The organism is Methanoculleus sp. (genome assembly GCF_035363275.1).
In the GTDB taxonomy this organism is placed as follows: Archaea; Halobacteriota; Methanomicrobia; order Methanomicrobiales; family Methanoculleaceae; genus Methanoculleus.
Window position 1 is genome coordinate 1 of sequence record NZ_DAOSET010000066.1, and the last position, 10851, is coordinate 10851.

The window sequence follows — 10851 nt, forward strand, 5'->3', positions numbered from 1 at the left end:
GCCCGGACAATCCCGGCAACGACCGCCCGCTCCTCCGGCTGCAGCCTCGTGTAATACAGCCTCGTATCCTTCGCCTCGACGATCGCCACGGCATCCGTGACCGGTTTCAACAACCCCTTCCACCCGGCGCCCCCGGACGCGACGATCTCGCGGACGGCGCTCCCGACCGCGGAGACCTCCCCCGCCCCGGCGAGCCGCTTCAGGAACCCTGCCGTCATCCTCCGTGCCGTTGCCGGGTCCAGGCGGTCTCGCGTTCGCGGTCGACGAAATCGTCGCCTGTTGCGGGGCCTCCTATGGGCAGCATGTACGACACCTGACAGATCCGGTGTATAACAAGTCTGTTACCTAACAAATCCGTTATTATCCGGGCAGGGGCCGGCATCATCTCAATGCCGGTATATACAGCGGCACCCGGACAGGAGACCGGAAGAATGACAACGGACCGCGACAGCAGGTAATCCCGGGAGCGGAGGGGATCGTTCTTCAGGAGAGGTGCCGGAACAGTTGGTAACATGAAAGGAGGTCAGAACCATCCGTACCGTTTATGCGCCTGCTCGATTGACATCACGGCAAGAACATGGACTTCCAGCTCCTGCTCATGGATGCGATAGAATGCCGTGAATGTCCGGCTGATGTGAAGTCGATAGGTGTCCTCACGCCCGTGCACGTACAGGCGCTCCTTGTCGCTTCCGCTGCCGGGGAACGGGTCTTCCTGAAGAGTTTTCAGCTTCTCCATGACGATCCGCCGGCTCTTTTCGCTGAGGCTCCGGATACTCTCAAGGGCCCTGCGGTTAATCAGTATCCGGAACGTCAAAGTCCAGCTCCACGAAATCCCCATCGGCCTCGATACGGTCCATATCCTCGATGAACCGGCGCTTCTTCTCCTGCTCCACCATCTGTGAGAGGAGGTCGTCGAAGGTCTGGCCGGGGTGCTTCAGCTCGGAGATCGCCGCCCAGACCCCTTCCGAGACGGGAATTCTCTTCGTTGCAGCCATGATGGTATTGTAAGCCTTCGTCATATTTACAATGTTGGCACCGGGGTGAGTGGGTGGGTCCTGGACACCTGGGGTGTGAGTCTACAATCCGGGGAAGGAGCGATAGGTCTTCCGCTTTTTCTCCATTCCTGGAGTTCTAAGAAATATCCTTTACTCAAAAGAGTGTGGATCTTAGGTTCTAGATGGTTTTTGAGAATGGTAGGGCGTTTTTCAGGCGCTCACTTCTTACATCTGCCGGACTTTGTGGCTGTGTTGTTCGGGTTGAGCTGATTTGCCCTGTTGTCTACTGCAGCCTTGTGTGAGGCGTTGTTGGGGTTCTTAACATCCGCACGCTGATTCTTTGCCATACAACCTGCTTGTTTCGATTCTACATATGCTTTCTTGTCGATCCAAAAACGGACGGTAGCGCTATGGGATACTGCACGGATACCCTTTATCACAAGGAATGCACTATCACGAGCAGGGGTGCACTATGATGAGATGCCTGAATTCCTGAATTCTCCTCTTGGAGAGAGCCGGAAGGCAGGTATACCGTCACCGTGCCGGCCCTCGCCCGGCTGTATGAGGCGATAACAATGGCACGGGAGGCCGTCGAGGTCTATATCGAGAGCCTGAAAGAGAGTGTTGAGAAAATTCCCATGATGTTTATCAGACGCCTGATCCATCTCTTTCAGTAGAGGTATCGTCTCTTTCGAAAAATTCAGACAGCGTGGACTGATCCCTCATAGCACTCGTCCGGTAGTCCTCAAGTGCGAGTCGCTCCCCCTCCGCACCGGCTTTCTCGTCGACCCATCGCTCAATAAATTTTGCCTCGATATTCTCAAGAACGGCACGGAGTCTGGATCCCCGGCAGTTGAGCCGGATAGCATCGGCATCGACTTCATCGAACAGCTGATACTTCTGCCCGTATTCGAGGACAGTTCGTAACTTCTCCGTCACCATCCGTGCCTTCCGATCGTCTGAAACGCCCAGCGAGATGTTAGCCATCAGGGTCGAGAGCACCGCGCTCTTCTGGATGAGCTTCGGATCTTCGATACCGTCATCGAACAGGTTCTTTCGGTAGCACTCCCCGATGATTGCCAGCTGGATGAGCCGGTAGGGGTTCGTCGAATAACAGTAGGGGAGTTCATACTGCTGGTGGAGGTCCTGATCGCCGAAACCCGCCTGCAGCATCTCGTTTAACGCTGAATTCTCATGCGAGCATTCGAGGAGAAGTTGTATCAGTTGAGACCGCGGGGCGTAAACCCAGACTTTTATCCGGTCGATGTCGTATTTGGGATGCGGCTTCTGGCCCTGTGCCTTCATGGACTCGATGATCTTTATCTTGTCCTTCTCGTTGATGCAGAGCACGTACTCGAACCGGTCCGGATCGAGCTCGATGTCTATGGTCTCTGAAAGATAGTCCGTCTTTTCAAGGACCATATCCCGGGCTAATCCGACCTCTTTTAACGTCTTTTTTACGTCGGTGATCGAGGATTTGCACTCGATGAAGATCGCACGGTTTTCGCCTTCGTTGTAGAGGAAGAGATCGAAGTTGTGATTTCCCTTCTTTGCGGAGCCGAACTCGATCAGGGGCTCTGCAAAATAAAATTCGTATCCGGATCTCTGTGAAAGGTCGGTCTGTGCGAAAGATTTTGCGCACTGCTTCACGAGAGTGTGGTGCTTTTTGTCGTCCTCAAGAGCATCACCGATCCGCTCTCGTGCCGACGGTATGGAGTATGTTTTATATTTGTCCTTTAATTTATCCAGTTCCTCGCGGACTTCAGGTGGAGAACGCTTGTAGAACGCCTGAAAGTCTTCCTGCTCACGAGGAATATGGATGGTATCACCCTACGGTCGCCATATGGTCGATATTCTCGACCACAAACTCGAAAAACCTCATGGATGTTCCGATGTCTATTTTCTCGACCGGATAGACGTCGATCTTCCTACCGGTCGTCGAGATGTCCAGAAGAGAACCCGTGTGCTCGTCGATCAACCGGGCGGAGAAGAACATCGAGCCCGGCAGCAGCACCTGCTCAAGTACGGTAAAATTCCACTCCTCGCTGCACATCGCCTTGCAGAAGCGGGAGACGTCATCGTAGTGCATCTCCACCGGCACATCGATTGACCAGGGGATCTGAATGGCATTCGAGAATTGCCTGCGGGACCCGACCTTGTTGATGGAGTATCCCGACTCCCCGATTGCCTCTCTCACGTTTTCAAGCCGTGAAACGACTTCTTCGATTATCTTGAAGATACCTGCGAAGTGCCCATGACGCAGTGTTATGATCCCCTTATTGTCGATGCGGAACGCGATGCCGTTCGGGAGCTGGACCTCAAGAATCTTTGGTAGCACACCGTAGTAGAATTCCATCTCCTCAAGCGTGTGTTTTCCGTCGTTCCCCCTATACTGGATGCCTCTCTTGACATGAGGCCTGAACTCGGAGTGAATATCGGTGTTAGGGCCCCTCCTCGCGGAGAAATAGGTTATGATCATGTCCGGGTATTCCCGGGCGAGGTTATCTTTGATCTCCTTCATCACCTTGGGGGCTATCCAGAGATTCGATATCTCCTTTGTACGGTTGATATAAGTGAAGAGGATGTCAGGTATCTCGTTGGTTTTCTTTGCATCCGTGATGAAGAGCGGGACGTTGTTCCTGTCGTCGAAGAACGTGTAAATGTAAATCCGTTTATCCTGGGACTCCTTTGAGAGAAGGAGCAGTTTTCCTGCCCTCTTATCGATGGAGAAATGGAAGTTTTTGAGACTCTCGATGAACTGGTCGATATTCTGGAACATCGATAGCGTTGCAACTATGTGGAGGTTACTGTTGACCTGGTCGTCTCCTCGCTCGCATTCAAGGTACTGGATCAGCTCCTGAATGTCGTCAAAGTCTCTATCATCACTGATGAGCGAAGGGAGGTTCAGAGTATCACGTCCCTGGTTAATTTCCATTAAGTTCCAGGTAGATTTAGATGTTTCTTATTCGGATCTAATACCGGCGGAGCGTGAAAGGTATCTTGAAAATTGCTGTATATCAAGTCAATCCGGAAAACAGTATGGACCGAGCGGGAATTGAACCCGCGGCCTCTTCCATGCCAAGGAAGCGATCTACCCCTGATCTATCGGCCCCTATTACCCTACAATGTTGATCGTGATCACATAATAAGGATTGGGGCAGGCCGCTCCCCTATCCCTCGCGAATGAGGCTCGAAAGCCGGGAGAGCACCCGCTCCCGCGCATCATCCATCTTCGGGCGCGCGACCACCACGCCGCCCTCGATGTAGCGGGAGAGGAGTGGGACCCCGCCCTCCGGCGCGGGAGCGGCGAGGGGCAGCGTGACCCGCCGGCCGGCCATCTCATAGACCTGCTTTGCGCCGCTCCGCTTCCCCCGCTTCGCGTAGGGCCTTCCTTCTATCTCCACGATGTCCATCGCAAAGTCGATCACCGGCGCGTTCGCGATAGCCCCCCCGACCCCGAAGGCATCCGCGATGTCGCGGTAGGCCGCGACGTCCTCGCGCGACAATCCCCCGGAGAGGAAGATCTTCACGTTTGAATAGCCGTGAACGTCGAGCTCCCAGCGCACCTCTTCGACGATCGCCCGCATATCCCCCCGCCGCGACCGCGGCGTGTCCAGCCGGACGGCCGTCGCCCCGCATGCCGCCGCCCTGACCGCCTCTACCTTCTCGTCGTAGAAGGTGTCCGTGAGCATGATCCGCGGCACCTCCGGGCCCGCTCCCTGCGCAAACGCCCGCCAGGCGTCCTCCTGCCGCGGGTAGCACATCACGAAGGCGTGCGGCATCGTCCCGGCAAGCGGGATCCCCTCCGGCGCACAGGTGCTGCTCGCCCCGTCCACCCCGCCGATCCAGGCCGCCCGCTCGATCATCGCCGCGATCGCCGGGTGCTGCCGGCGCGACCCGAAGGAGTAGACCGGCCGGCCCTGCGCCGCGAGCCGGATGTGGGCCGCCGCCGACGCCACCCCCGACGCGTGGCAGAGGAAACCGAGAATCGCCGTCTCGTAGACCGCGAAGTCCCGGTAGCGCCCCGAGACCCGGAGGACCGGCTCGTTCTTCGCGAAGATGGCCCCCTCCGGCATCGCGTCCACGTCCACCGGCACCCCCTCCAGGAGCTCGACGACATCGGAGAGACCGCACAGGACCCCCCACGAGTCCGGGAGCGCCGCCGCCGTCACCTCCATCGTGACGTGCGGGTTGACCCCGTCCTGTGCCATGACGTCCCTGACCCGGCGGAAGTAGATGTCCGTGCACCGCCCATCCCGGATAGCGTCCTCGCCGACCAGCAGAAACCTGCCCATGCCAGATCCGGTCGTCGCCGGAGACGTAAACCCTTCCGGAGCGTGTCGCGGATAGATGGCATTTTCTCATCAGACGTCGACCCGATAGACTGAATGTCACACGGACAGGCGTATGCCCCGGCGGGGTGGATCTAGTGCTCGGGATCATCGGGGGCACGAGCCTCCTCTATGCCGACCTGCCGCCGCTCCGGATGCGGACCGTCGCCACCCCCTACGGGAAGGCGGAGGTCCGTGTCGGGGATTTCGCGCTCCTCATGCGTCACCAGCACAACCTCCCCCCGCACCGGATCAACTACCGGGCGTGCCTCGCGGCGCTCGCCATCCTCGGCGTGGACACGGTCGTCGCCTTCGGCTCCACCGGCTCCCTCCGGCCGGCAATCCGGCCGGGCTCGATCGTCATCCCGACGGATTACCTGAGCATCACCGATATCCCCTCCATCCACGAATGCACCATCGGCCACATCTGCCCCCGGTTGGACGCGGACCTCATCCGCACCCTCGGCGAACTCGTCTCCGATGCCCTGACGGGCGGGGTCTACGCCCAGACCCGGGGGCCGCGGCTCGAGACCGCCGCCGAGGTCAAGGCGCTTGCGAAGGTCGCGGATATCGTTGGGATGACCGTCGCAAGCGAGGCGACGCTCGCCATGGAGCTCGATATGCGGTTTGCCGCCGTCTGCACCGTGGACAACTACGCAAACGGCCTCGGGGAGGAAGCCCTGACCTTTGAGCAGGTGCTTGCAACCTCGCGGAAAAACGCCCGGAGGATGGAGAGCATTCTTGAGATAATCGTGGAGAACTGTGCATGAACGAATCAGACGACATCTTTACCGCCCGGGGATCGGTCCTGATCGCCGGCGCTATCATCGACGGATCGACCGTGGACATCGCGATCGACGAGACCGGCATGATCGCGGGGATCGGAAAGGACGCGAAGAAGACCATCGACGCCGATATCGTCATAGACGGCTCCGACCGGCTTGCTGTCCCGGGTCTCGTCAACACCCACACCCACGCCGCGATGACCCTTCTCCGCGGCTACGCGGACGATATGATCCTGCAGGACTGGCTCTCGCAGAAGATCTGGCCGCTTGAAGCCCATCTCACCGGGGACGACGTCTACGCCGGGACGAGACTCGCGTGCCTGGAGATGATCAAGAGCGGGACCGTCGCGTTCAACGACATGTACTTCTTCATGGACCGGGCCGCAGAGGCGGCCGACGAGATGGGGATGCGGGCGACGCTCGCCTACGGGTTCATCGACCTTTCCATCCCCGAGAAGCGCGAGGCTGAGATCAAGGCGACGGAAACCCTCGTCCGCCACATACAATCGCTCAACAACCCGCGGATCCGGGCGGCCGTCGGTCCCCACTCCGTCTACACCGTCTCCCCCGAAGGCCTCTCCTGGTGCGCCGAATATGCAAAAGATCAGGATATCGGCATCCACGTCCACCTCTCCGAGACCGAGAAAGAGGTCGTCGACTGCGTCGCCCAGTTCGGCAAACGCCCCGCGGCGCTCCTCGACGGGTGCGGATGCCTCACCCCCCGGACGGTCGCGGCACACTGCTGCTGGCTTGACGAGGCCGAGTGCCGGCTCCTCGGCCAGCGGGGCGTATCGGCCTCCCACAACCCGGCAAGCAACATGAAGCTCGCCGTCAACCGGGCGATGCCCTACCACTGGCTGAAAGCTTCCGGGGCGAACGTCTGCCTCGGCACCGACGGCTGCTCCTCGAACAACAACCTCGACATGCTTGAGGAGATGAAGTTCGCCGCCCTGCTCCAGAAGTTCGCCTGGAACTCGCCGACCCTTCTGCCCGCGGGCGAGGCCGTCACGATGGCAAGCGCGGCAGGCGCCCGGGCGCTCGGCACCGGCCCCGGCACCCTGACCGTGGGGGCGCCGGCCGATATCGTCCTCGTCGACGCCCGTGCGGTCTGCAACACCCCCCTCTACCACGCCGGCTCAAACCTGGTCTACGCCTGCAACGGCGACGCGGTCATGACCGTCCTCTGCCAGGGAAGGGTCCTGATGCACGAGCGGACGGTGCCGGGCGAGGAGGCGATCCTCGAGGGCGCCGCCGCCGCGGCGCGGTCGCTCGTCGGGCGCGCCGAAGAGGCCTCCTGACCCTTTTTTCACCCGGACGGCACGTCCAGCAGGTCCGCCACCGCCGTTATGGTCAGGTCGAACCGGTCCTCCGTCCCGGTCACGTTCTCCCAGGGCCGCCGGTAGACGGCCGAGAAGATGAAGGTCCCCGGCTGTTCGGGCACGAGCGTCCAGGTGCGGGTGCCGCCGGCGCCGACCACCCCTTCCGGCGTTGCGTTCGGCCGGTAGCGGTCGTCGGCGACGGTGAGCCCCGGTGAAGCCGTGGCGTTCCAGGAGTAGCCGGTGGACGGGTTCTCCGCAAGGCTGATCGCGACCTCGCTCTCCACCGGGACGGTGACGTTCTCTCCGTTCTGCTCGATGCCGAAGTCGTACGGGGTCCCGGCCGCATCTTCGAGCGTGAGGAGGAAGACGTTCCACTCCCCCGACCGGTTATCCGTCCAGACGATCCGGCTGCCCGAGACGTGCGGGAGGGACTGCCACGCGTCGTCACCGGTGACCTGCCGGGTCTCGCCGGCGGCAAGGTCGAAGAGGTAGATGTCGTCGGTGTCCCGGCCCGTGAAACTCTGCCAGACAATCAGGTCGCCGGAGATATCGGGAGAGGATGCCACCCCTGACGGGCCGCCGGGGATCCGCTCCTCCTCACCGGTGGCAAGATTGTGGACGACGAGCGAGCCGGAGCCGTCGCGGAACTCCGCCCAGACGATCCGGTCGCCGGCGACCGCGGGGAAGCCCTGCCGGACGCTGCCGTTCCCGAGCGGCACGGGTTCTCCCGCATCCCGGCTGACAAAGACGGTGAAGTTGTCCACCCAGACGATCGTCCCGCCCGATACGTCGGGGGAGACGACCAGGGGGTCGCCCTGCACCGGCCCGGACGAGATGCTGGCGACGCTGCTGTCCGTCAGGTTCATGGCCCGGATGCCGGCCTCCCTGTCGAGCCAGACGACCCGGTCGCCGTCGATCCCCGGGACGGCTCCGGCGGCGATCCGGACCTCTGTGCCGGCCGCGGTGTCATAGAGCCGGACCTCAGGCGCTCCCGACCGGTTATCCTCCCAGACGATACGGTCCCCGGAGATATCCGGCCAGAGCGGGACGGCGGTCCCGTTGGTGATCCGTGTCTCCGTCGCGGCGGGGATATCGTAGAGGTAGACATCGCTCCCGCCGTGCCGCTCGTCGACCCAGGCGATCCGGTCGCCGTCGATGGCGGCGAGGCCCTGGCCGCTCCCGTCCGGTGTCACCTGGACCGGCTCCCCGACCTCTGCCCCGCTCACGCCGACCAGCAGCATGGCCATACAGATACATCCGACATATAAGGATCCATGGTTCACGGGTTTTCCTCCCGGAGGGAAATGGGACATAGTATAAAAATAGTTTTATTTAAATCTACATATGCGATGCCCGGGTGGAGTCCGTCTGCGGCCGCGAGGCGGAACAACCTTCTATCGTGGCCGCCGCGACTCGCAGGGCACGCGGGTCTGGCAGAGGCCGCAGCTCGCGGCCGGGATGCCGATATCCCCCTCGACGAAGGGCATCATCGTCTCCCGGATGTACGCGAAGCACCGCTCCTTCTCGTGCCCCTCCGCCGAGATCGCGCCTGCGGGGCAGCGGCGGATGCAGGCGTCGCACCCCTGTTCGGAGAAGGAGAGGCAGTACTCAGTCCGGCTCTTGTACGGCCGCGGCGTTGTGGGAAGGTCTATCGCGGCCACGACCGATCCGAACCGCACCGCCTTGCCCCGCTCCGTGATCAGGCCGTCGCAGAGGCCGAAGGTGCCGAGGGCTGAAGCGTAGGCGGCGTGCCGCTCCGACCAGCGCGAGGCGATGCCGAACCGCTCCGAGGTCTCCCGCCCATAAGCCGGGAGCCTGACCGGGGCGACGGCCGGGTATCCGGCATCGACGAGCACCCGGACGAGACGGTCGCGGACACGGTCGTTCACCGCCTCCCCGTAGTGGCGCGCAAGGCTCCAGCGCCGCGAGGGAAGAGTCGTGCACGCACGGTGGTCGCGCCGTGTCGCGGCGGTCTGCGGCAGCGCCCAGACGACGACGGCGAGATCGGACGCCGCGACGTCTATCTCCGGAAACCCGGTACGGAGCGCCTCAAGGGGCGTCCAGTGAAACGGTCCGATCGTCTCCTGAAACTCGGCATACAGCGGATCGTCGCTGCGGGAGACGCCGATGAGGGGGCTGTCCCAGACGGGCTCCGCGCAATCCGGGCCGAGCCGGTTTACGTCCGGGTCGGTGAGGATTGAACGGATCTCCTCGAAGATCTCCCGGACGCCGAACGAGTCGTGCATGATAAGAAGACGTCGTGCGCGATAAAAAAAAGGTGGGAGGGATTACGCCGTCTCGATCTTCGACTCATCCTCAAGCCCGAGTTCCTCGATCGCCATCTCGCGCATCTTGAACTTCATGATCTTCCCCGAGACCGTCATCGGGAAGTCGTCGACGAACTTGACGTAGCGCGGGATCTTGAAGTGCGCGATCCGACCGCGGCAGAACTCTTTGACCTCCTCCTCGGTGAGGGGCGAGCCGTTCTCCAGCTTGATCCAGGCCATCAGCTCCTCGCCGTACTTCTGGTCCGGCACCCCGATCACGTAGGCATCAGCGACCAGGGGGTGGTTGTGGAGGAACTCCTCGATCTCACGCGGGTAGATGTTCTCCCCGCCGCGGATCACCATATCCTTCAGGCGCCCGACGATCTTGAGGTAATCCTCCTCGTCCATCGTCCCCAGGTCGCCGGTGTGGTTCCAGCCGTGCTCGTCGATCGTCGCCCGCGTGGCGTTGGGGTTGTTGTAGTAGCACCGCATCACGCAGTAGCCCCGGGCGCAGATCTCGCCGGTCTCTCCCCGGGGGACGATCTTCTTCGTGTGCGGGTCGACGATCTTGATCTCGGTGTGGGGGAAGGGCTTGCCGATGGTCGAGACCCGCCGCTCCAGGGGGTCGGCGGTCGTCGTCATCGTCACGCCGGGCGAGGTCTCCGTCTGCCCGTAGACGATCACGATCTCGGACATGTTCATCTTCTTGTTGACCTCCCGCATCACCTCGGTCGGGCAGGGCGACCCGGCCATGATCCCGGTGCGGAGCGTATCAAGCCGGTACTTCGGGAAGTCAGGATGGGAGAGTTCGGCAATGAACATCGTCGGCACCCCATGGAGCGCCGTGCACTTCTCGTCCTGGACGGCGCGCAAGACCGCTTCGGCGCTGAAGACCGGTGCCGGCAGGACCATCGCAGCGCCGTGGGTGACGCTCGCCATGTTCGAGAGGACCATCCCGAAACAGTGGTAGAACGGCACCGGGATGCAGAGCCGGTCCTTATGGGTGAACTTCATCCCCTCGCCGATGATGAAGCCGTTATTTAAGATGTTGTGGTGGGTCAGGACGACGCCCTTCGGGAACCCGGTGGTCCCGCTGGTATACTGGATGTTGACCGCGTCGTCGAAGTCGAGCGACGCCTCCCGCTCCCGGAGCT

Annotated in this window: 11 protein-coding genes, 1 tRNA gene and 1 pseudogene; 2 read left to right on the forward strand and 11 right to left on the reverse strand. The window is 61.5% G+C overall.

Going from position 1 to position 10851, the window contains the following annotated elements; translation table 11 throughout:
• The 8 genes and pseudogenes from PLN84_RS11445 to PLN84_RS11480 form a co-directional block, all read right to left on the reverse strand.
• Positions 1 to 218: pseudogene (locus PLN84_RS11445) on the reverse strand (transcriptional regulator); the annotation flags it as partial.
• Positions 219 to 523: 305 nt separating this feature from the next.
• On the reverse strand, positions 524 to 814 hold the full coding sequence (locus PLN84_RS11450; RefSeq protein ID WP_292559415.1) for a type II toxin-antitoxin system RelE/ParE family toxin: 291 nt from the start codon (positions 812 to 814) through the stop codon (positions 524 to 526).
• On the reverse strand, positions 792 to 1019 hold the full coding sequence (locus PLN84_RS11455; protein WP_299954280.1) for a hypothetical protein: 228 nt from the start codon (positions 1017 to 1019) through the stop codon (positions 792 to 794). Before PLN84_RS11455 ends, PLN84_RS11450 begins: the two co-directional genes overlap by 23 nt.
• Before the next feature lie 194 nt (positions 1020 to 1213).
• Complete coding sequence (locus PLN84_RS11460) at positions 1214 to 1342, reverse strand: hypothetical protein (protein WP_292386200.1); 129 nt, start codon at positions 1340 to 1342, stop codon at positions 1214 to 1216.
• Between the two features lie 301 nt (positions 1343 to 1643).
• On the reverse strand, positions 1644 to 2417 hold the full coding sequence (locus PLN84_RS11465) for a hypothetical protein (protein ID WP_300033254.1): 774 nt from the start codon (positions 2415 to 2417) through the stop codon (positions 1644 to 1646).
• A gap of 403 nt (positions 2418 to 2820) precedes the next feature.
• On the reverse strand, positions 2821 to 3930 hold the full coding sequence (locus PLN84_RS11470) for a hypothetical protein (protein WP_292559409.1): 1110 nt from the start codon (positions 3928 to 3930) through the stop codon (positions 2821 to 2823).
• Between the two features lie 105 nt (positions 3931 to 4035).
• Positions 4036 to 4107 (reverse strand) — tRNA-Ala (locus tag PLN84_RS11475).
• Between the two features lie 58 nt (positions 4108 to 4165).
• Complete coding sequence (locus tag PLN84_RS11480) at positions 4166 to 5290, reverse strand: nicotinate phosphoribosyltransferase (RefSeq protein WP_292386204.1); 1125 nt, start codon at positions 5288 to 5290, stop codon at positions 4166 to 4168.
• A 134-nt stretch (positions 5291 to 5424) separates the two neighbouring features.
• Here PLN84_RS11480 and PLN84_RS11485 point away from each other — a divergent pair, with 134 nt between their 5' ends.
• Together PLN84_RS11485 and PLN84_RS11490 are read left to right on the forward strand one after the other, a co-directional pair.
• Positions 5425 to 6096, forward strand: a complete 672-nt coding sequence (locus PLN84_RS11485; RefSeq protein WP_292386205.1) for an MTAP family purine nucleoside phosphorylase — start codon at positions 5425 to 5427, stop codon at positions 6094 to 6096.
• Positions 6093 to 7409 (forward strand): amidohydrolase, encoded by a 1317-nt coding sequence (locus PLN84_RS11490; RefSeq protein WP_292386206.1) that lies wholly within the window; start codon positions 6093 to 6095, stop codon positions 7407 to 7409. Before PLN84_RS11485 ends, PLN84_RS11490 begins: the two co-directional genes overlap by 4 nt.
• A gap of 8 nt (positions 7410 to 7417) precedes the next feature.
• Here PLN84_RS11490 and PLN84_RS11495 read toward each other — a convergent pair whose 3' ends face one another.
• The 3 genes from PLN84_RS11495 to PLN84_RS11505 form a co-directional block, all read right to left on the reverse strand.
• Positions 7418 to 8677 carry a protease inhibitor I42 family protein gene (locus PLN84_RS11495; RefSeq protein WP_292386207.1) on the reverse strand — a complete coding sequence of 420 codons (1260 nt, stop codon included), beginning with the start codon at positions 8675 to 8677 and terminating at the stop codon, positions 7418 to 7420.
• Between the two features lie 147 nt (positions 8678 to 8824).
• A complete protein-coding gene (locus PLN84_RS11500; RefSeq protein WP_292386208.1) occupies positions 8825 to 9676 on the reverse strand; it encodes a 4Fe-4S ferredoxin in 852 nt (283 codons plus the stop codon).
• A gap of 42 nt (positions 9677 to 9718) precedes the next feature.
• On the reverse strand, positions 9719 to 10851 hold a 1133-nt coding region (locus PLN84_RS11505), incomplete at its 5' end, for an AMP-binding protein (RefSeq protein WP_348532088.1).

Excerpts from the sequence above, each read along its gene's own strand:
- PLN84_RS11455 (WP_299954280.1), bottom strand. The coding sequence starts at position 1,019 with ATGACGAAGGCTTACAATACCATCATGGCTGCAACGAAGAGAATTCCC.
- PLN84_RS11460 (WP_292386200.1), bottom strand. The coding sequence starts at position 1,342 with ATGGCAAAGAATCAGCGTGCGGATGTTAAGAACCCCAACAACGCCTCA.
- PLN84_RS11465 (WP_300033254.1), bottom strand. The coding sequence starts at position 2,417 with ATGGTCCTTGAAAAGACGGACTATCTTTCAGAGACCATAGACATCGAG.
- PLN84_RS11470 (WP_292559409.1), bottom strand. The coding sequence starts at position 3,930 with ATGGAAATTAACCAGGGACGTGATACTCTGAACCTCCCTTCGCTCATC.
- PLN84_RS11480 (WP_292386204.1), bottom strand. The coding sequence starts at position 5,290 with ATGGGCAGGTTTCTGCTGGTCGGCGAGGACGCTATCCGGGATGGGCGG.
- PLN84_RS11490 (WP_292386206.1), top strand. The coding sequence starts at position 6,093 with ATGAACGAATCAGACGACATCTTTACCGCCCGGGGATCGGTCCTGATC.
- PLN84_RS11495 (WP_292386207.1), bottom strand. The coding sequence starts at position 8,677 with ATGGCCATGCTGCTGGTCGGCGTGAGCGGGGCAGAGGTCGGGGAGCCG.
- PLN84_RS11500 (WP_292386208.1), bottom strand. The coding sequence starts at position 9,676 with ATGCACGACTCGTTCGGCGTCCGGGAGATCTTCGAGGAGATCCGTTCA.